Annotated in this window: 18 protein-coding genes; 10 read left to right on the forward strand and 8 right to left on the reverse strand. The window is 38.4% G+C overall.

Features of this window, described 5'->3' with window-relative positions; all coding sequences use genetic code 11:
* Nucleotides 1–102 precede the first annotated feature (102 nt).
* The 3 genes from ESZ26_RS12395 (at nt 103) to ESZ26_RS12405 (ending at nt 3,324) form a co-directional block, all read left to right on the forward strand.
* Complete coding sequence (locus tag ESZ26_RS12395) at nt 103–816, forward strand: response regulator (RefSeq protein WP_146799806.1); 714 nt, start codon at nt 103–105, stop codon at nt 814–816.
* The gene (locus tag ESZ26_RS12400) at nt 816–2,219 is read left to right on the forward strand and encodes an ATP-binding protein (RefSeq protein ID WP_146799807.1); all 1,404 of its coding nucleotides are present in this window, start codon (nt 816–818) and stop codon (nt 2,217–2,219) included. The genes ESZ26_RS12395 and ESZ26_RS12400 overlap by 1 nt, the downstream gene beginning before the upstream one ends.
* A 64-nt stretch (nt 2,220–2,283) precedes the next feature.
* Complete coding sequence (locus ESZ26_RS12405; protein WP_146799808.1) at nt 2,284–3,324, forward strand: alpha/beta fold hydrolase; 1,041 nt, start codon at nt 2,284–2,286, stop codon at nt 3,322–3,324.
* Nucleotides 3,325–3,326: 2 nt separating this feature from the next.
* On the opposite strand, the gene ESZ26_RS12410 is transcribed toward ESZ26_RS12405, so the two are convergent.
* Entirely contained in the window at nt 3,327–4,259 is a 933-nt protein-coding gene (locus tag ESZ26_RS12410; protein WP_146799809.1) for a cation diffusion facilitator family transporter, read from the reverse strand.
* Nucleotides 4,260–4,359: 100 nt separating this feature from the next.
* Between ESZ26_RS12410 and trmL the strand changes: the two genes are divergently transcribed.
* Nucleotides 4,360–4,824, forward strand: coding sequence for a tRNA (uridine(34)/cytosine(34)/5-carboxymethylaminomethyluridine(34)-2'-O)-methyltransferase TrmL (trmL, locus tag ESZ26_RS12415; protein WP_146799810.1), 465 nt, complete (start codon nt 4,360–4,362; stop codon nt 4,822–4,824).
* A 43-nt stretch (nt 4,825–4,867) separates the two neighbouring features.
* Here trmL and gpsA read toward each other — a convergent pair whose 3' ends face one another.
* The 4 genes from gpsA to ESZ26_RS12435 are packed head-to-tail and all read right to left on the reverse strand — an operon-like array spanning nt 4,868 to nt 7,206.
* On the reverse strand, nt 4,868–5,875 hold the full coding sequence (gene gpsA, locus ESZ26_RS12420; RefSeq protein WP_146799811.1) for an NAD(P)H-dependent glycerol-3-phosphate dehydrogenase: 1,008 nt from the start codon (nt 5,873–5,875) through the stop codon (nt 4,868–4,870).
* Between the two features lie 58 nt (nt 5,876–5,933).
* On the reverse strand, nt 5,934–6,452 hold the full coding sequence (secB, locus tag ESZ26_RS12425) for a protein-export chaperone SecB (RefSeq protein WP_146799812.1): 519 nt from the start codon (nt 6,450–6,452) through the stop codon (nt 5,934–5,936).
* 44 nt (nt 6,453–6,496) lie between these two features.
* Nucleotides 6,497–6,751 (reverse strand): glutaredoxin 3, encoded by a 255-nt coding sequence (gene grxC / locus ESZ26_RS12430; RefSeq protein WP_070375115.1) that lies wholly within the window; start codon nt 6,749–6,751, stop codon nt 6,497–6,499.
* Between the two features lie 26 nt (nt 6,752–6,777).
* Nucleotides 6,778–7,206, reverse strand: coding sequence for a rhodanese-like domain-containing protein (locus ESZ26_RS12435; RefSeq protein WP_146799813.1), 429 nt, complete (start codon nt 7,204–7,206; stop codon nt 6,778–6,780).
* Between the two features lie 251 nt (nt 7,207–7,457).
* Between ESZ26_RS12435 and gpmI the strand changes: the two genes are divergently transcribed.
* The 3 genes from gpmI to ESZ26_RS12450 all read left to right on the forward strand — a co-directional run bounded on the left by gpmI (nt 7,458) and on the right by ESZ26_RS12450 (nt 11,402).
* Nucleotides 7,458–8,999 (forward strand): 2,3-bisphosphoglycerate-independent phosphoglycerate mutase, encoded by a 1,542-nt coding sequence (gene gpmI / locus ESZ26_RS12440; protein ID WP_146799814.1) that lies wholly within the window; start codon nt 7,458–7,460, stop codon nt 8,997–8,999.
* 28 nt (nt 9,000–9,027) lie between these two features.
* Nucleotides 9,028–10,179 (forward strand): murein hydrolase activator EnvC family protein, encoded by a 1,152-nt coding sequence (locus tag ESZ26_RS12445; protein ID WP_170246373.1) that lies wholly within the window; start codon nt 9,028–9,030, stop codon nt 10,177–10,179.
* Nucleotides 10,180–10,637: 458 nt separating this feature from the next.
* Nucleotides 10,638–11,402, forward strand: coding sequence for a divergent polysaccharide deacetylase family protein (locus ESZ26_RS12450; RefSeq protein ID WP_146799816.1), 765 nt, complete (start codon nt 10,638–10,640; stop codon nt 11,400–11,402).
* Between the two features lie 18 nt (nt 11,403–11,420).
* On the opposite strand, the gene ESZ26_RS12455 is transcribed toward ESZ26_RS12450, so the two are convergent.
* Complete coding sequence (locus ESZ26_RS12455; protein WP_146799817.1) at nt 11,421–12,200, reverse strand: S1 family peptidase; 780 nt, start codon at nt 12,198–12,200, stop codon at nt 11,421–11,423.
* Nucleotides 12,201–12,354: 154 nt separating this feature from the next.
* On the opposite strand from ESZ26_RS12455, the gene ESZ26_RS12460 reads away from it, so the two are divergent.
* Both ESZ26_RS12460 and ESZ26_RS12465 read left to right on the forward strand, forming a co-directional pair.
* Nucleotides 12,355–13,179 carry a patatin-like phospholipase family protein gene (locus ESZ26_RS12460; protein ID WP_146799818.1) on the forward strand — a complete coding sequence of 275 codons (825 nt, stop codon included), beginning with the start codon at nt 12,355–12,357 and terminating at the stop codon, nt 13,177–13,179.
* A 113-nt stretch (nt 13,180–13,292) separates the two neighbouring features.
* Nucleotides 13,293–14,099: a PEP-CTERM/exosortase system-associated acyltransferase gene (locus ESZ26_RS12465; protein WP_146799819.1), complete on the forward strand. Its 807-nt coding sequence runs from the start codon at nt 13,293–13,295 to the stop codon at nt 14,097–14,099.
* Nucleotides 14,100–14,187: 88 nt separating this feature from the next.
* Here ESZ26_RS12465 and prsT read toward each other — a convergent pair whose 3' ends face one another.
* Nucleotides 14,188–16,935, reverse strand: a complete 2,748-nt coding sequence (gene prsT / locus ESZ26_RS12470; protein WP_146799820.1) for an XrtA/PEP-CTERM system TPR-repeat protein PrsT — start codon at nt 16,933–16,935, stop codon at nt 14,188–14,190.
* A 335-nt stretch (nt 16,936–17,270) separates the two neighbouring features.
* On the opposite strand from prsT, the gene ESZ26_RS12475 reads away from it, so the two are divergent.
* The gene (locus tag ESZ26_RS12475) at nt 17,271–18,947 is read left to right on the forward strand and encodes an FAD-binding oxidoreductase (protein WP_146799821.1); all 1,677 of its coding nucleotides are present in this window, start codon (nt 17,271–17,273) and stop codon (nt 18,945–18,947) included.
* Between the two features lie 113 nt (nt 18,948–19,060).
* Here the strand turns inward: ESZ26_RS12475 and ESZ26_RS12480 are convergent, their stop codons facing one another.
* Entirely contained in the window at nt 19,061–20,038 is a 978-nt protein-coding gene (locus tag ESZ26_RS12480; protein WP_146799822.1) for a PEP-CTERM sorting domain-containing protein, read from the reverse strand.
* Nucleotides 20,039–20,090: the final 52 nt, after the last annotated feature.

A 20,090-nucleotide genomic window follows, 5' to 3' on the forward strand; every position in this document is an offset into this window, starting at 1 on the left:
AAAGTTTTTGTAAAGGCAGCAACAAAGTCAGTTTTCTCATAGCAGTTAAGTTAATATTAAGATAAGCCAAATACCGCCACTAACAAAAGATAACAACAACTCATGAGCAAACAGAAAATATTAATCATCGATGACGACAGAGAACTCACTGAGTTATTAACTGAGTATCTATCGTATGAAGGATTTGAATTAGAAGCTTGCCATGATGGTGTGAGTGGCCTGGCACGTGCTTATGATGAATCATTTTCACTGATATTACTTGACGTTATGATGCCAAAACTTAACGGTTTTGAAGTATTAAAAGCCTTAGGTGGCCAACATAAAACCCCCATTTTAATGTTAACGGCTAAAGGTGATAACGACGACAGAATATTAGGCTTAGAGCTTGGCGCCGATGATTATTTAGCAAAACCTTTTCAGCATCGAGAGTTACTGGCACGCATTAAAGCAATTTTACGGCGTATTAACATCGTCAAATCCAATGAAAGTACCGTCAGTCATCAGCAAATTAATGAGGTTAGGCTTGAACATAACACTCGCCAAGCTTTTTGCCATCAGCAACTCGTTGAATTAACCGGTACCGAGTTTCAAATATTGGCTTTACTGATGAATAATGCCAGTCAAATCGTCAGTAAAAACCAAATATCAGAACAAGTTTTAAAACGAAAACTCAGCGCTTTTGATCGCAGTATCGATATGCATATCAGTAATATTCGCCGTAAGTTACTCGCGTTTTCTGCTAGCGATAAATTAAAAACTATCCGTGGTGCTGGTTATATTTTCCTCACTGGAGAAAATACAGGGATTAATGGCTAATGCTCAATAAAATTAGACAATCGTTTTCCTCGCTTGGCTTTAAGATATTTTTATGGTTTTGGCTGTTCGCTTTAAGCTCTATTGTTGCGACACGATTTATCTCAGCGCAGTTAGCCCAGAACAGTATTGTTTTACCTGCGCACCATGGCGATCAACAAAAATTGAACCGTATTGCTAATCGAATTGAACGAAAAAACATTTCCGCCGATGAGCTTTTGCAATATCGAGGAAAATCACCTAATGAAGCTATTATTATAAGAAATATTGACAGTGGTCAGTTCACCACTGCTAGCAGCCATTTTGTCAAAGATTTAGTGAGCTACCTTGAAAAAAACCGCTTTTCAGCCATTACTAGTATTCAGTTTCCGAAATCCCGTATTACCGGCCCTAAAAATATCACCTTAGATAATGAACCCGTCGAGCTATACTTAGCTGTTAAAGGTAAATCTCGACATTTCAATTCCTTTATTATGCAACTGCCCAATTGGTTGAAACTCGCCATCCCCATTGCAGTCAGTGCTTTATTAGCTTGGTTACTAGCGAGAACATTAATTAAACCAATATTAGCCATCAGACGTGCGGCAACCGATATTGGTAACGGCATGCTTGATGCCCGTATCGAACATGCCAATAAAAGAAAAGACGAACTTGGCTCACTTGCCACCAGCTTTAATACCATGGCTGACAAGTTGTCACTGAACTTGACCGCTAATCAGCGGTTACTAGCCGATGTATCCCATGAACTTCGTTCACCGATGACTCGCTTGCAACTTGCGGTTGGTCTAGCTCAGCAAGCGATCAATAAACCTGAGCTGCAGAAAAAGCATCTCGCGCGCTGTGAACTAGAAGTCAGTCGTTTAAATGAAATGATAAGCGATGTCCTTTCTCTTTCTCGGTTAGAAAACACCTTTCAAAAAATTAATTTACAAACCGTTCATCTCGACGAATTATTAGCCGATATCTGTCAAGACTGTCAGTACCTTGCTGACGAAAAGCATATCTTAATTACCATGAAGCACTTTTTTGCACTCAAACTTCCTGGAGATCAAAATTTATTAAGCAGCGCTTTTAGTAATGTCATTATTAACGCAATAAAATATAGCCCAAAACATAGTGAGGTCGTCATCTCTATGCATCGACTTATACACAATCAGCAAGACAGCATTAAAATTATTATCAGTGATAGCGGTGATGGGGTTCCTCAAAGTACCATTGAAAAACTTTTTCAGCCGTTTTATCGGGTTGATGAAGCCCGAGATAGAGACAGCGGTGGCACGGGCTTGGGCTTAGCCATAGCGCAGCAAGCAGTATTAGCACATAATGGAGAAATTAGTGCTCAAAACAAAGACTCGGCTGGTTTATCAGTAACCATTACTTTGCCAATAAGCACAACCGCGACATAAAAAACTGCTGAGCATAAGGTGAATTTTCACCGCTAATATCATGCTTACCTTAGGATTGAACAAGATGGCTTTAGCGAAAATCACAAGTAATGAGTATGGCAAAGAAGGCGAGCTCACGGCTCGCTTATCAACAGAAATAAAACTGTTTTGGCAACAAGGTAATTTCTCATTTTTTAGTGGTGTCGATAAAATAAGAATCAATTATGCGACTTTTATTCATCCTCAACATCAAGAAGACCTTGTTCTCGTTTCTGGCAGGTCTGAAAGTTATCTCAAGTATCAAGAACTCGCCTTCGATTTATATTGCCAAGGCTATAATGTTTTTATCGTCGATCATCGTGGCCAAGGTTTGTCAGAGCGATTATTGAGTGATGGTCAAAGAGGCTATGTAAAAAAATTCGATGACTACGCCGAGGATCTAAAAAGATTTATTGATGACGTTGTTATAGCGACTGGTACAAATAGCGCCAACAACACAACCGCGAAAAAACCACATTTGTTAGCACACTCAATGGGCGGGGCAATTGCTGTGCGCATGATGCAGTTATATCCACTGTCAGCAAAGTCGGCGGTATTAACCTCGCCGATGATTGCGGTTAACAATGGCAATATTGCTAACTGGCTCGCCAAAGGTATTATTTATTTGGCCGATTTACTCGACGCTTGTTTGAGTACTGAAGCTAATTATTTTATCGGACAAAAATCATTTAACCACACACCTTTTACAGAAAATGAGCTTAGTCAATCGTCGATCCGCTACCAAGTTTTTGTTGAACTTTATCAAAAAAATAAAGAAATTCAATTGGGTGGAGTCACCACTCATTGGCTAAAGGAAGCGCTTGTCGCTAAGAAAAATATTTTTGCCAATTTAGCTAAAATGACGACACCTATTTTAGTGATGCAGTCAGGTAAGGACACTATTGTTTGTAATAAAGCACAAGATGCTTTTTGTCAGCAATTACACCAATATCATCGACAGTCTTGCCCTGAAGGAAAGCCTTTCACTGTCGACAATGCGCTGCACGAGCTTATGTTTGAGCAAGACCAGTACCGCAGACCCGCCTTAATAAAAGCACTGGCGTGGTTTAATACACATGCAACTTAATATTATTTTTTTTGTGAGTCTTGGTCTTCATTAACCGTTTTAGTTGCTACCACTGAAGTGGGATCATGATGAATAAACACTTCACAAGGCGAGAATTTCGCTTCAATCTCTTCTTCTATCGCTTCACCAATACCGTGCGCTTCAAGTAAAGACAGCCGGTCATCGAGCTCTAAATGAAATTGAATAAAGCGCTGCGGGCCTGATTGTCGAGTTCTCAGGTCATGAACACCTAAGGTAGAATCATGAGCAAGCACAATAGCAGTAATTTGAGTCTGCTCTTCTTCACTAAGCTCATGATCCATTAAGTTATGCACACTTAAGTAAATAATTTTTAAAGCGCCACTCAGCAGTAATACCCCAACAAGACAAGTAAATATCCCATCGGCATATAGCGAGTAGCCACTGCTTAAAATCAACGCCGCTAATACGCCAAGATTTAATAATAAATCTGACTGATAATGCAAAGCATCAGCACTAATGGCAACAGAACGGGTTTTGGCAATCACAAAACGTTGCAACACCACTAATAACAGTGTCATTACGATAGCTATAATGGTCACCACTATGCCTATTTCTGTTTTAACAACCAATTTGGGGTGAATAATTCGGTCAAAGCCATGAAAGATCAATAACAAGGCAGAACCGGTCACAAAAGCGGCTTGTACTAAGCCCGCCAAACTCTCGGCTTTACCGTGACCAAATTTATGTTTTTCATCGGCGGGTGCCAAAGCATAATGAAGAATAACCACATTCATCAATGAAGCAAATAAATCCAACATAGAGTCGGTGGCCGAAGCCAGCATTGAACTGGCATCAGTGGCAACCCAAGCATATAACTTCAAGACAAAAAGCAATAATGCGGTTGCTGTAGCGGCGAAAGCAGCCACTCTTACCCAAAAACTGTAGTCATTTTTTTTTGATAAAACGTCATTCATATTCTTTACTTTTCCAAGCACACCATTAGAGTGCTAATTTGTACAATATAGTCATTCGTTTGGTATAATAGCTTATCATCTTCGAATTTAAGTACATTTTATGTTAGACGTCGTTTTGTTTCAGCCACAAATTCCACCAAATACCGGTAATATTATCCGCCTTTGCGCGAATACAGGCTTTAGATTACACCTTATTGAACCTTTTGGCTTTGACCTAGACGATAAAAAGCTTCGCCGAGCAGGTTTAGATTACCATGAGTTTGCCGCAATTAAGCGCCATAAAGATTATCAAGCCTTTATTGAAAGTGAACAACCTGAGCGAGTTTTAGCCGTAACCACTAAAACAACCAATTACTACGGTGATGTAGCATTTAAAAAAGGGGACTATTTACTTTTTGGCTCAGAGACCAATGGTTTGCCAGAAGAAGTAAGACAGCAAATACCCGATGAAGATAAAATTCGTATTCCTATGCTAAAAGACAGTCGGAGTATGAATTTATCGAATGCCACCGCAGTGCTTATTTTTGAAGCTTGGCGACAAATGGGCTTTGAAGGCTCAGTTTAAGTTCAAGGTAGTGAACATAAACTGAACCAAACAACGTGTAAAATTATTCGACAGTACGGTCGCGGGAAAGTAAATCAGCAGCAGCTAACCTTGCTGATTTTCCACAATAAAGTACCTGATAGACTTGCTCAACTATCGGCATTTCTACGCCCATACGTTGCGCTAACATATAAACTTCTTTGGTATTACGATAACCTTCGACGACTTGGCCAATATCAGCCATCGCTTTTTCAACATCAACGCCGCTGCCAAGTGCTAAGCCGAATCGACGGTTGCGTGATTGATTATCAGTACAGGTTAGGACTAAGTCACCTAATCCAGCCATACCCATAAAAGTACTTGGCTCGGCATTAAGCGCACAACCCAAACGTGTCATTTCAACCAAGCCACGGGTAATTAACGCGGTACGAGCATTAGCGCCAAAGCCAATACCGTCGGCCATTCCTGCACCTATAGCGATAACATTTTTAACCGCACCACCGAGTTGTACACCAATAAAGTCTTTATTTGCATAAACCCGAAAAGTTTTGCCACAATGTAATAGATCAGAAATTTCAGTGACAAAGTCATCATCGGTTGACGATAATGAAATAGCCGTTGGTAAGCCAGCAGCCATTTCTTTTGCAAAGGTGGGTCCAGAAAGCACGGCCAATGAGATCTTATCACCAAGAATATCACGAGCAACATCTTGCAGTAAGCGACCTGTTTTATGATCTAAACCTTTAGTTGCCCAAGCTATTTTAGCCTTTGGCAATAAGTAAGGTTTAATTTGACTGAGCATTTCGCCAAAGGCATGGCTGGGTACGACCACCAAAATATTTTCACTCGCTTGAACAGCACTCTCAAGATCGTGAGTCGTTGTCAGTGAGGGCGGAAATTCACTACCCGGTAAATATTTCTCATTCGAGTGAGACGCTTGCATTTGCGCAATATGTTGAGGATCTCGTCCCCATAATACGGTTTTGTGACCATTTCTAGCGAGACAAATAGCAAGGGCAGAGCCATAAGACCCTGCCCCCAAAACCGTGATTTTTGCCGTTAATTTCGACATATCATCACTTCCATTTTATTGTTACTACTAGCCGATTTTAAAAAACAAAAACCGTTAATTAGTGAGTTTCACTGCTCGCAGGCATTTGTTCAGTTTTTGCTTGTGCGGCACGTTGCTGAACATATGAAGCAAATAGCGCTTCAAAGTTCACCGGTGCTAAATTAATTTGTGGAAATGAACCACGACTCACTAAATTTGCCACTGACTCACGTGCGTATGGGAATAAAGTTGTTGGACAGAAGGCGCCAATAGTATGAGCAAGTTGTGCTTCAGGTAAGTTACCAATAGAAAAGATACCGGCTTGTTGGACTTCAGCTAAAAAGGCTGTTTGCCCTTCAACAGTAGCAGTAACCGTTACTGAAAGAACAACTTCATAAGTATTTTCAGCCAATTTATTTGATTTAGTATCTAAATCTAATTGAATTTCAGGCTTCCAATCTTTTTGAAAAATAGCAGGAGAATTTGGCGTTTCAAAAGAAATATCTTTTGTATAAATACGTTGAATAGCAAATTGTGGTGCGGTTTGTTCAGTCGCGGCTTCTGGTGCATCCGCGTTATTAGTGCTCTCATCTGACATAGTGTACTTCCTATTGTATTTATTATTTTATTTAATGATGACTTTTAATCTTTTGCTAAAAGTTCATCTAATTTATTTGCGGCGTGAAGTGCGAATAATTCATCGCAACCCCCGACATAATGATCACCAATAAAGATTTGTGGTACGGTTACACCGCCACTGCGCTTGATCATGGCATTGCGTAATTCTGTATTGTTGTCGATTTTAATTTCATTAAAACTTACTTGTTTTTCTTCGAGTAAAGCTTTTGCTCGCATACAATAAAAACAGGTTACTTTAGTATAAATATCAACTGTCATATCAAACCTTTATTAGTTATTAACTATTATTTTTTAACCAGAGGTAAACCGGCATTGACCCAAGAATTCATACCACCCTTCAACAGGCTTACTTTAGTAAAGCCCGCTTTAAGCAATTGATTAGCAACAGGGGTAGCGGTAATTCCTGCGGTGCATACAACTATGATGGGTTTATCTTTATAGTTTTCAAGGGTAGAAAAATCATTATTTGATACTTTCTCTTTCACTAAATTCTTTGAATCTATGATACGACTCGCTTTAAATTCTTTTTCAGTACGTATATCAACTACTACGCCTTCTTCACGGTTTACTAAAAAAGTAAGTTCCTGTGTAGAGATCTGCTTAATAGGAGACATTTGAATACGAATAGTCGTCACAATAATAAGGACGACAATAGCTGCCCAAGCAGCACTTAACACTGGATGATCACCAGCAAAAATAATTAATTGATCCATAAAAATAATAAATATTGGTTGAATAAAAAGTTGACGATAGTATACAGAATTACTAAGCAAACCCAAAAAGAACTTTACGTGATAAGCAATTAAATCAATGAAAAGTTTTTTTTTGTTGATACAACCGACTGATAACGAATAAAAGTACACATTTCATTTGAAATGTTTTGTCTAATAGCACACAAGCAATTATTGATTTGCCTTGGTATACTGGCGAATAATTAGCTAATTTCACCGTTATGGAAACTAAAATGCCAAATAAAAAACCTACCGTATTACTGATTTTAGATGGTTGGGGATACCGAGAATCTACAGAATCTAATGCTATTTTTCATGCAAGAACGCCGGTACTCGACGATTTAAATGCGCGCTATCCACATATGTTAATTGGCACTTCAGGCATGGCAGTAGGTTTACCTGACGGACAAATGGGCAACTCAGAAGTGGGGCACGTTAATTTAGGCGCTGGTCGTATTGTTTATCAAGACTTTACCCGTATTACTAAATCGATAAAAGATAAAGACTTTTACGACAACAAAGCCCTTAATAATGCGGTTGACCAAGCCGTTAACAATGATAAAGCGATACATATTTTTGGCTTATTATCGCCAGGTGGCGTTCATAGTCATGAAGATCATATCTTTTCAATGCTCGAGCTCGCTAAAGAAAAAGGTGCTGATAAAATTTACTTACACGCCTTTCTAGATGGCCGTGATACACCGCCACGTAGCGCAGAAGCTTCATTGATTAAAGCACAAGAAAAATTCCAGCAGCTGGGCTGTGGCCAGATAGCTTCGGTCATTGGTCGTTATTATGCCATGGACCGAGACCAACGTTGGGACCGTGTCGAATTAGCTTATAACTTAATGGTTAGTGGCGAAGCACAATATCAATATTCAAGCGCAACAGACGCATTAGCCGCGGCTTATGCCCGTGATGAAAATGACGAGTTTGTCGCCGCTTCAGCGATTTTAGACGAAAACAATCAAGTCATTGAAATTAATGATGGCGACTCATTAATTTTTATGAATTTTCGTGCAGACAGAGCCCGTCAATTTACTCGCTGCTTTACAGAACAAGACTTTAACGGCTTCACACGTAAAAAAGTACCGGCCATCGCTGACTTTGTTATGCTGACAGAATATGCTGGTGACATAAAAGCCAATATCGCTTTTCCTAAAGTGGCACTTGAGAACGTGCTGGGCGAATGGTTAGAGAAAAATAACAAAACGCAATTACGCATTTCAGAAACCGAAAAATATGCGCACGTTACTTTCTTCTTTAGTGGCGGTAAAGAAAGTGAGTTTATCGGCGAACAGCGTATTTTAGTGCCTTCACCACAAGTTGCCACCTATGACTTACAACCAGAAATGAATTCAGCGTTACTCACTGATAAATTAGTCGCCGCCATTGAAAGCGGTGAACACGACTTTATTGTTTGTAATTACCCAAATGGTGATATGGTTGGCCATACTGGAAAGTTTGATGCTGCCGTAGCCGCTTGTGAAGCGGTTGATAGCAGTGTTGGTCGTGTTGTTGCCGCCTTAGAAAAAGTAGGCGGTGAATGTTTAATTACCGCCGACCATGGCAATGCTGAACAAATGGTTGATAACAATTCGGGACAAGCACACACCGCGCATACCTGTGAACCTGTGCCGTTAATTTATATTGGTCGACCTGCTCAACCTGCAGAAAATGGCGCATTAAGTGATATTGCGCCAACGATATTGCAGCTAATGGATATAGAGCAACCCGAGCAGATGACCGGTAGCTCCTTAATGAAGTTTATTTAAGAAAATTATTATTAACATGAAAATCGCCGTGAAAAAAATATTCTTATTTGCATCAGTATTCAGCCTTAGCTGCGTATTGATGTCGGTGAACGCCACTGCCCAGTCGTCTGATAATAGTGACACGGCTAATAAAACCAACCAAGCATTGTCTAAGGTTCAGCAGCAAATAGTTGCGCAAGAAAAATCGATTAAACAAACGAGTAATAAACGTTCATCATTAGAAAATAAATTAAGATCTGACGACATTTCAATTGCTAAAATTGTAAAGGCGATGATTAAAACCCAAGATGATTTTCAAGATACTCAGCAAACCTTAAAAGCTCTCGCACAAGAAAAAACAACCTTAACCCACAAAAAAAAACAACAAGAAAAAGTATTAGCCCAACAATTAAGAGCCGCCTATACATCGGGACATCACGACTATATTAAATTATTACTTAACCAGCAAAGCCCTGCTAGCGTAGAACGTACCGTTACCTATTATAAATATTTGAACGATGCTCGCATCAAAGAAATTGACCAATTTCAGATTGTCTTAAGTGATTTACTCGCGGTCACTACCCAACACCAAGAACAAGCTAAAAAATTAAATCGTATACAACAACAACAAATCGAACAGAAAGTCGTATTTCAACACACTAAGCAAGAACGAAAAAACACCATTCGCGCATTAAATAAAGCGTTACTCGGTAGTAAGCAGCTCTTAGCTCAATTGGTGGCAGAAGAACAAAATTTAGTGGTGGCCTTACAGCGAATCGCGGCGTTAGCACAGCAAAGTGCTGAATTGGTTGGTCTCAAAAAACTAAAAAGAAAACTTTCTTGGCCAGTTAAAGGGAAGATTAGCCACAGTTTTGGCTCTCGTAAACAAGGTTATTTAAAATGGAAAGGTATTTTAGTAGCCGCTCCTGTTGGTAAACAAGTTAAAGCCATTCACAACGGCACAGTATTATTTTCAGATTGGTTAAAAGGTTATGGTTTAGTGACAGTGTTAGATCATGGCGCCGGCTATATGAGCTTATACGGCTATAACCAAGCGTTATTAAAGTCAGTAGGAGACCGGGTAGAAACCGGTGAACCCATAGCGCTTGTTGGGCAAAGTGGTGGCCAAAGTCAATCCGGTTTATATTTCGAAATACGCAGCGATGGTCAAGCAGTAAACCCTAAAGCTTGGTTTAAATAACAGTCAAAATAATAGTCAATCACCTTTATTTATTTCGAAATACGCAGCGATGGTCAAGCAGTAAACCCTAAAGCTTGGTTTAAATAACAGTCAAAATAACAGTCAAAATAATAGTCAATCACCTTTATTTATTTCGAAATACGCAGCGATGGTCAAGCAGTAAACCCTAAAGCTTGGTTTAAATAACAGTCAAAATAATAGTCAATCACCTTTATTTATTTCGAAATACGCAGCGATGGTCAAGCAGTTAATCCTAAAGCTTGGTTTAAATAACAGTCAAAATAACAGTCAAAATAACAGTCAATCACCTTTATTTATTTCGAAATACGTAGCGATGGTTAAGCAGTTAACCCTGAAGCTTGGTTTAAATAAGTAGAAAAATTTAACTTCTCCTCGATTTAAACTTTTTCTACTGATAATCTCAGTCAATAGTTATACTTTTCAAATTAAGAGTTCTTTTGCCTTTATTCCCGCTATTAGTTATTTTATTAACGTTACTGAGCATATCGCCTTCAGCAATCGCTAAAAACGCACAAGTCGCCATTATTATTGACGACATTGGTTATCGAAAAAGTGATGCTGGCGTACTAACGTTACCCGGCGCTATTACCTTCGCTATACTCCCTCATACTCCTTATGGTAAAAGACTGGCTCAACAAGGCTATAATAAAAATAACGAAATTATTTTACATATTCCCATGGAAGCAGAAAATGGTAAAAAGTTAGGTCCTGGCGCATTAACCGTCACAATGAATGAAGAGTCGATCCGTCATCAGTTAGCGCTTGCTTTTGCTGAAATACCCTTTGCTGTTGGTATGAATAATCATATGGGGAGCAAGCTAACAAAACTTTATAATCCGATGATGTGGACGATGCGCTTTTTAAAAGAGCGAGATTTAATTTTTGTCGACAGTGTAACCACCAACAAAACCAAAGCAGAACGTATCGCCCTTCAGATAGGCGTACCAACAACCCACCGACAAATATTTTTAGATAATCAATTAACCAGTGACTATATTGATCAACAATTTATGCAACTGATTGAGCATGCCCAGCAATATAAATCAGTAGTGGCTATTGCGCACCCTCACCCTGAAACGATCGCGGCACTCAATCGCTTAATCCCCTTACTCGCCGCCCTTGATATTGACCTGGTGTCGGTTTCAGCCTTAATTGACTCGCCCAAAAACCTGCAAGACCTTAGCGTAATCACTGAAGACTAGAGACTGAAAACTGAAAAGTTAGCCATTAGCGCTTAGATAATCAATTTTATGTTTTTTCAATAAGGCTAATAAATATTTAACCGGAATCGCGTATGTTATACCGCTAGGGTTAGTGATCACCGCCTCTTTTGACTCTTGCACAAAGACCTTATTAATAATACCAATCACGTCTCCTGAATCAACATCATATAAAGCGCTGCCACTATTGCCAGGGTAAGCGGTAGCATCAAGTTGATAGACTAAATAAGGATTACGCAACATTTTCAACATCTTAATACTGATTTGCTGAGCATTATCTACCGGAATTATCGTTGGGGTAATACTGGCAATAATACCGCGGTGGGTCACGGGATATAAGCCTAAAATAGCGCCAATAGGAAAGCCCGTAAAAGCAACATAGCTGCCCTCTCGACTAAACTCTTTATTGGCAAGTTGCATCGCCGGTAATGGTGCACCATGAATTTTTAGCACGGCGATATCGTGTAACTGTGAACTAGCAACAATATCAGCGGTACGCACTTTCGCCGCTTTTCCTGAACCAGTAAACACCGCCATTTGTTGGAGGATATTCTCATCAAGTTCTTTGGGTAAAACATGAAAGTTGGTAACCACATAACGACCATTACCAATAACAAAACCACTACCGTTCAAGCTATTTTGCTGGCGACCCGATGGCGTATGAACACCAATACCTACTACCGCCGGTTTAATTTTCTCAACAGTATCGGCTAAATCGGCCAGCACTGAGTTCGTATATAAAATTAAATAAGCAGTTAATATTATTTTCAAATAACGCATCTTAAACCCTCCATTCATTAGAAATTTTATTTCTTGTCAATAAGTTTACTGCGTTTTACTCGCAAAAACAGCTATGATTACTCATAATTAAAATAATTATAACAATATGTTATATCCCTGCGGGCAGGTATCTATTTTAAGGTCGTTCAACACTATGACAAAAAAAACAGTAGTTCCCATATTTGCAGGAGGCGGGACACGGTTACCTGCACACGTTGGAATTTTACATGCATTACAAGCCTTTGATATCGACTTTAACCACTTAGTCGGTGTGTCAGGTGGTAGTATCGTTAGTAGCTTATTTGCTGCTGGTTTAAGTCCTGCTGAAATTAAAGATATAGCCTTAAATACCAACTATAACCAGTTTCGAGAGTTTTCATTATTAAAATTAATTCGCAACGGCGGTTTAAGTTCCGGTGACCGTTTTGAGCAATGGATGGATGGGCTACTCGGTGGAAAAACATTTGCCGAGCTTGATTATAATTTACATATTGTTGCAACGGATGTAGCTAAAGGTACACCCGTTATTTTCAACAAGGAACAAACCCCTGATGTAAAAGTGTCACTAGCAGTGCGATTCTCGATGTCCATTCCCTTAATCTTTAGTTTCAAGACTTTTGGCGATCATGTCATGGTTGACGGCAGTATTTTATCTGAAGACGCCCTTCATCGTGACTGGGCAAAAGACGGTACACCGGTGTTATGTTTTCGCCTTAAAGGCGAGCATGAGAATAATGAAATTAACATCAAGGGGTTTTTTCCCATTTATAAGTACGTGACCCTACTTATTCGTACCTTTATGACCACCATTTCACGCGAGTATATCAATGAAGCTTTCTGGCATAACACCGTAGTAGTCAATATTGGTAACTACTCTGCCGTTGACTTTTCTATGACAACAGAGCAAAAACAAAGCTTGTTTGATATTGGTTTCAAAACAGCACAAGAAGTATTACCGATAAAACTAGGAAAAAATTAAATTTTTTTATCAGTTAATAGTAATATTTATCCAATATTAGGTTATATTAATAGTATCTATCGTGACGAAATTACCCTTGTCACGAAATAAGATGATGACAAATGGATGAGAAGATGAGTCTTAGCAAATTAATATTAAATTCCCCCATCATTGGCGATGTCGCAAAAAAAGTGGCGTCGTTTAAGGTCAATCATGATGCCGGAAATATTGCAGAGCATTTTACCAAGTTTCTCAAACCACAGTACGCTTCTACTGACAACCTACGTAAAGAAGTCTTTAAAATTCGCCACAATGTTTATTGTGAAGAATTGGCCTTCGAAAATCAAAAAGATGATGGCATGGAAATGGATGGTTTTGATTCACATTCGATCTTTGCTTTAATTCAACACAAACCAACCAATAATTACACCAGTTGTGTACGTATAGTGCGCTCAAGCAGTGATGATGAATTATTACCGATTGAAAAATTTTGTTATGACGCAATTCAAGACAAAAACTACGATCCTAAAAAATTCAAACGTGAAGAGATTGGTGAAATTTCTCGCTTAGCAGTGAAAGCTGATTTTAGACGCCGTAAATCAGATCGCTTTAAAGGCTCGGCAATCGGTGCTATCAGCGAAAATTCTTACTCAGAATCAGAACTGCGTTGCTTCCCATTTATTGCGATTGGTTTATATATGGTTGCTGGCACCTTAGCTATCGATACCGGTATAAAACACGCCTATGTGATGATGGAGCCACGTTTAGCCCGTAGTATGAAGTTTGTTGGCATTAAATTTGTACAAATTGGTGAGCCCATTGAATATCATGGTTTGCGCGCCCCTTATTATATTAATGCCGAAATCTTTTTAGATAACTTAACCAGTGGCTTTAAAAGCCTATATAAAGAAATACAAAAAGATATTCGTAGTCAGTTTTAAACTCTCCTAATAAATCAGCCACCTTGTGACTGATTTATTTTATTACAACACCTGCTGCCAGTTATAACATCACTGTTTTAGCTTAAACTTATTCAGATAGTTGACGCTTTTTCTCTTGTTGCGCGGCAGTTCCACCCGTTACCCCTATTAGTAAGCGTTGAGCTTCTTTGTTGTTTTTATTGGCTAACAATGTTTCAGCAAAGTTTAAAGTAATATCAATATCTTTACCTTCAGACAACTTATAAGCCTCTTTAGCTTTGACTAACGCCTCGACAGTTTCACCCGATTTCAGCAAAACTTGCGCATAAGTATCAACTACATTGGGTATCTCGGCATTAAGTGCATAAGCTTTTTTTGCATACTTTAGCGCTTGAATAAACTGACCTTGATCCATATAAAGCCAAGACAAGTTATTCAATACCACGATGTTTTCTGGCAAAACTTCAATCAGTCTTTCATACTCTGCGATAGCCTTATCTTGATGCTCAGCTAAATACATGTTCGCGAGACTTAGGCTAACTCTGGGATGAATTTTCTTTTCTACGTTCTCCTTATTAGCAAAATTTTCCAATAACGCAATAGCTTCCGCTTTTTGATTATTCCCTTCTAAAGCAAAAGCTAGATAGGTGGCATTATTGCTATTAGGTTGAGCTTGGTATTGTTGTGTTAACTTAGGCACAGCATCAGCAAAATTTCTTTCAAGGAGAAAAATTCTTCCCGAGATCCCAGCAATTAAATCTTCATTAATAGTGAATTTATCTAATGTTTCAAATAAAGCTTTAGCATCAGACGTGCGATTGTTATCCAATAATATCTTCATTTTAACTAAATGTAGCATCAGATTATTTGGATGTTTTTCATCAGCTTTCTCTAAAACTCTTAACGCTCGGTCTGGCGATCTTTTATTTGTCCAATAATTTATCAACAAAAAAGAAGACTCTATATGATAGGGGTTAGTCTTTTGCCATTGCTCTAGAATCGAATAAGCATCTTTACCATCTGGATTTTTAGCATTAATACCTAGCACTAATTGCCAGTAACGCTTAGGAGTTCTAACATCTATTTTGTAATCGTTTAAGAGAGCATTGGCTTGTTTAAATTGCTCTAGATATACCAGCGCCTCAGCTAATAGAATGCCATACTTGATATCATCTTTATTATTTTCTTGGGCCTGCATTAATACTTTTAAGCCAGCATCATTTTTATGAAAATCAAAATACTGAGTCAATATTTGTATATTATCGGGGTGCACTTTTACTGCTTTTTCCGTTAATAATATCGCTTGCTTAGTATCTTTTTGGTAATTGGCTAGCTGCACCATTTGAGTTAACGCATAAGCATTATCAGGTTCAAGCTGTAAGCTTTTTTCTAATGCGGCCTGACCTTTTATTAAATCTTTATTGGCAAAGTAAATAGCGGCTTGAAGATTATGACCTCCCGCTTTTTCAGGGTATTCTTTCAACCACTTATTAGCAATTCTAGTTGCTCGCGGTAAGTTTCCTGACTTAATTGAACTAAAAGCCAGTAAAAGTTCCGCTGAGGCTAATTCGGGATTTTTTTGTAAGGCTAATTCTAATTTATCGATACCTGATGGATCATTCATCATCAGCTTCAACATACCTACCCTTGCGGTTTCTTCAGCACTCATATCAGTTGACGTTGAAACATAGCTCGCCATTTTCTGTGCTTGTTCATATGCGCCAACTTCAAGCAATTCATAACTTAGCGTTGCTAAAAACTGAACATCCTCTTTGTTTTTAGAATCATAGCCATTTAATGTTTCACTTATATCGTCAATTAAGCCTAACTGTAATTGACTGACTGCCAACATTCTTCTAGCTGGGTGATCGTCTGCAATGTAAGGCATTAACTCTTTTAAATAATTAACACTTTGTTCGTAGTTCTTTAAATAAAAGGCACTTGCCCCCGCGACCAATTTCAAACTAAAGGTATTAAAACCAGAGCTTAATGATTGATTAGCAAAGCGACTTGCTGCTTGATAGTCTTTATCTTCAAAACGTGCATTGGCTTTAATGTATTGTAAAAAAGGCTGTGTTGGCACTTTAGCTAGCAAAGTGTCGGCAATGGCCTCAGCCTCTTTAAATTGACCATTTTTCAATAATGCATCGGCAATAAATAACTGTACCTTGCCAGAATTAGGTTGCAGCTCTTGGTATTTTTGAAAGCTATTGACCGCTAAAGCATAATTTTTTTCAACCGATGCAGCTTGACCTTGCAGCATAAGTGCATCGGCATTATTTGCATCTGTTGTTAAAATTCGCTCAACGAGTGTAAGTGTTAGTGTGGTATTTTGTTTTGAAAACTCTAAATAGGCACTTGCCAGTAAACTATAAGCGTCAGAGCCAAAAAGAGAAGTAGCCGTATCAACAGTAGCTTCGGCAAGGTCATTATCACCTGTTCGCAATGCTGCCATTGTTTTATACGCAAGATATTGAGTGCTTGGCTGGTGTAAGGTCTTAACTTGTTTAGCGAGCGCTAAAACATCACCATCTGATTCCGTTAATATATATGCTCGAGCTAACAGAGGCAGCACCTTATCGCCAGCATACTTTAATTTATTGGCACGCTCTAATTCCTTGGCTGCATTTTCAGCATCGCCGTTACTTAAATAAAGACGCCCCAATAAAAACCGGGCATGGGCATTATCATCCGCTATTTTTAGCGCATTTTTTAGCGAGATAATGGCCGCATTATTTTGTTTTTCAACGATTGCTTGTTCGGCCTTGGCGATATAACTTTGCGCTGACTCATTATCAGAACAGGCGGACAGCACAAACAACATACTTGTACCTATGACTAACTTTAAAAGATTCATTTAAATTTCCTGTTTAGAATTATTTAGCTGCAAATTATTAGTATTCTATTATAGATACATCATACTATTATCATAGATATCATTTATCAACTGTCAATCTTTCCCATAAAAACAAGACATAAGCCTTAATCATAACCATACAATTCAATAACATTAATTATGTGATTTATTTTTCAAGGTAAAGTGCTATAAGCATTTTTTCAAACTGAACAATGTTCCTTCAAGTCTAATCTTAATACTCTTCTATCCTATATCAATTAACTTCTGCTATGCTTAAACACACTACATCATTGAATTTGTTATAAATCATATATAATACATAGGCACTGAAAGTCATGGACACTCTATTTGAAAAGCTCAAAAATATATTATCTCCGAACGCTATTATTCTATCAACGCCAGAGCAAACAGCGCCATATTTACGAGGGACAGAGGGAATCAACCGTGACATCACTGCGGTAGTCAAAGTTGCCTTAATTGAAGATATACCGGCAATACTTAAGCTTGCCAATTCTTCTGCTATTGAAAACCAAAATCAATTTTCAGTTCATCCAATATGCTCAGGAAGAAATTGGGGCTATGGTACAGGCTTACCTCCTACAGATATATTGCCTGTCGTTATTATTGATTTATCCATGCTAAAAAGAATATGCCTGATACCAGAACTAGATCTGGTAACGATTGAGCCTGGAGTGACTCAACAAGACCTCTATGATTATCTGCAAAAAAACAATGCTAATTATATGGTTCCTACCACAGGAGCAGGACCAGATTGTGCAATTTTAAGTAATGCTATTGAGCGTGGCTATGGGATAACCCCAAATACCCAACATTTTGATGCTGTTACTTCATTAAAAGGTTACTGGGCATCGGGAGAGCTATTTCAATCTGCTATTAGCGACTTAGATAAAAGCACAAACCCTGATGGTACTAGTCGTGATTTAGTCGATAAAACCTTTAAATATAGTCCTGGCCCTTACATCGATGGCTTATTCACACAATCAAGTTTAGGTATAGTTACAGAAATCACTATCAGACTCGCGCAAAAGCGAGCAGCGTTTAAGTCATTCTTTATTAAGGTTTACAATGATGATTTGTTAACAGATATTGTGCCATTAATACAAACAGCGCTCCGTAATTATGAAGGTATTGTTGGATCTATAAACCTGATGGATAAACGCAGAATATTATCGATGTTTGCGGAAAACCCCAATGGTACTGACCAGCACCAAGTTATGTCATTAAAACAAATTGATAATATTGCTAAACAACAAGATACTCCTTGCTGGACAATTGTTGGCACAATATACGGCACAACCGCTGTTGTGAATGTTGTGGCTAAAGAAATAAAAAACCTTTTCAAGCAAATAAAATGTAAATTTATATTTTCCGATAGCTCTATTATAAAGTTAGGTAACTTAGCGGTTAATAACACACCCCGTTTTCTTTTTAATTTGAGTCCTAAATTAGTGGGCGTAAAAAAACAATTAGATTCGTTTAATTTAGGAGAAGAAATAATGTTGGGTAAACCCAACCGGGTAGCCTTGAAGCTTGCTTACTGGAGAAATCCTAATTTACCAAGTTTCAATAATGAACCTGATCATGTCTTCTCAATTGCGAAGGATAAATGTGGCTTACTTTGGTATGCACCACTCATCCCAATGATACCGTCAGAGATGAAACGGTATGTTAATTTTATCCGTAAAACATGCCCTAAATACAACATAGAGCCTTTTATAACCTTTACTAATTTACGCCATGACTGTATCGACAGTACGATACCGATAGTTTTCGACAGCTCAAACCCTACTGCAGTCAAAGATGCTCAGGATTGCTTAAAAGAACTTGTTTTAGAGGGGATGAATCAAGGATGGGTGCCTTACCGTTTGAATATAGATCAGCAGCAATGGTTACTTGATAAAGATAAATCGTTTTGGAAAGCAGTACAGTTATTAAAAAATAGCTTTGATCCAAATAATATTCTTAGCCCTGGTCGCTACAATCCCAAATAGCTAGTACTACATAAAAGAAAAGAATAAAATAAAATAAGAACAAACTTACTATCAAAAAAGCAAAAGGCCTCCAAACGGAGGCCTTTTAATTTATTACGTGGTTATCTTAGTAATTAAGATTGCTTGCGACGTGCTGCAGCTGCAAAACCTAATAAACCTAAACCAAAGATAGCAATAGAAGTTGGCTCTGGAACAGCAAAACCAGAAGCTGTACCTGTACCGCCAACAGAATAAGTATCATAAACATCGTTCTGTTTAGCAAATTCACCTGACAAACCAAAGCCAATCATATCTACAAAGGTACTTAAGCTAGGAATGTTACGGATATCATCTGCAAGTAAAAAAGAGTCAGCAGCCAAGCCACCTGTAACGTCTAAGCCAAAAGATGAATCAGCTCGATTCAAACCAGCAACACTTGGATCAGCTGCTCCGGCAACAACACCAAAGTCAACTTCTGTAAACGACAATTCTAACCATGATTGACCATTCAAAGCATTAGTATTATCACCAATATTAAGACCTAAATCTAAATCAGGGGTATTATCAAGGTAAATACTCATCGTAGCGCCAGCCAAATCAAGGCCAGGAGAGATACTTTGCGCTGCTGGAGAACCTATCGACGCATAATAACCTGATGCTTCAAAGTCAGCTTCAGATCCACCTGGGTTGATAAAAGTACTATATGTTGAATATCCATCAGTATAAGCTGGGTTAGCAACAGGCACTAATGTTAAACCTAAACCTTCGAATGTAAAGGTCATTTCACAGCCATTACATTGAAATGACCCTGTAGCAGAATCTGTATTTAATTCACCGTAACCAGTAAGGTCGTAATCAGTGCGACCGTTAGCATCAGTTGCTGGTGCACCGCCTGAAAACATAGTTGTTAAGCTAGTCGCATTATTACTGCTGTCTTCCCACCACTGTACAAAATCAAATGAAGTTGAGAATGTGCCTTTCTTGTGATCAGCATCAATATCTGTTAATTCGTTAAATGTTACGCCACCAGGTAGAGAAACTGTTCCTGCTGTAGCTAAACTTGCTGTAGCTAACAATGTTGCAGCTACCATTCCTTTATACATGTTTTTCATATCAATACCTTATGTGTTTCGTGATTAATTACATTTAAAGTTATACTTAATG

Origin of the sequence: Colwellia hornerae, from assembly GCF_007954355.1 — a bacterium.
Taxonomy (GTDB): domain Bacteria; phylum Pseudomonadota; class Gammaproteobacteria; order Enterobacterales; family Alteromonadaceae; genus Colwellia_A; species Colwellia_A hornerae.

What these genes read in the sequence shown, in the direction of transcription:
- ESZ26_RS12395 (WP_146799806.1), top strand. Translation starts at nt 103, where the DNA reads ATGAGCAAACAGAAAATATTAATCATCGATGACGACAGAGAACTCACT.
- ESZ26_RS12400 (WP_146799807.1), top strand. Translation starts at nt 816, where the DNA reads ATGCTCAATAAAATTAGACAATCGTTTTCCTCGCTTGGCTTTAAGATA.
- ESZ26_RS12405 (WP_146799808.1), top strand. Translation starts at nt 2,284, where the DNA reads ATGGCTTTAGCGAAAATCACAAGTAATGAGTATGGCAAAGAAGGCGAG.
- ESZ26_RS12410 (WP_146799809.1), bottom strand. Translation starts at nt 4,259, where the DNA reads ATGAATGACGTTTTATCAAAAAAAAATGACTACAGTTTTTGGGTAAGA.
- trmL (WP_146799810.1), top strand. Translation starts at nt 4,360, where the DNA reads ATGTTAGACGTCGTTTTGTTTCAGCCACAAATTCCACCAAATACCGGT.
- gpsA (WP_146799811.1), bottom strand. Translation starts at nt 5,875, where the DNA reads ATGTCGAAATTAACGGCAAAAATCACGGTTTTGGGGGCAGGGTCTTAT.
- secB (WP_146799812.1), bottom strand. Translation starts at nt 6,452, where the DNA reads ATGTCAGATGAGAGCACTAATAACGCGGATGCACCAGAAGCCGCGACT.
- grxC (WP_070375115.1), bottom strand. Translation starts at nt 6,751, where the DNA reads ATGACAGTTGATATTTATACTAAAGTAACCTGTTTTTATTGTATGCGA.
- ESZ26_RS12435 (WP_146799813.1), bottom strand. Translation starts at nt 7,206, where the DNA reads ATGGATCAATTAATTATTTTTGCTGGTGATCATCCAGTGTTAAGTGCT.
- gpmI (WP_146799814.1), top strand. Translation starts at nt 7,458, where the DNA reads ATGCCAAATAAAAAACCTACCGTATTACTGATTTTAGATGGTTGGGGA.
- ESZ26_RS12455 (WP_146799817.1), bottom strand. Translation starts at nt 12,200, where the DNA reads ATGCGTTATTTGAAAATAATATTAACTGCTTATTTAATTTTATATACG.
- ESZ26_RS12460 (WP_146799818.1), top strand. Translation starts at nt 12,355, where the DNA reads ATGACAAAAAAAACAGTAGTTCCCATATTTGCAGGAGGCGGGACACGG.
- ESZ26_RS12465 (WP_146799819.1), top strand. Translation starts at nt 13,293, where the DNA reads ATGAGTCTTAGCAAATTAATATTAAATTCCCCCATCATTGGCGATGTC.
- prsT (WP_146799820.1), bottom strand. Translation starts at nt 16,935, where the DNA reads ATGAATCTTTTAAAGTTAGTCATAGGTACAAGTATGTTGTTTGTGCTG.
- ESZ26_RS12475 (WP_146799821.1), top strand. Translation starts at nt 17,271, where the DNA reads ATGGACACTCTATTTGAAAAGCTCAAAAATATATTATCTCCGAACGCT.
- ESZ26_RS12480 (WP_146799822.1), bottom strand. Translation starts at nt 20,038, where the DNA reads ATGAAAAACATGTATAAAGGAATGGTAGCTGCAACATTGTTAGCTACA.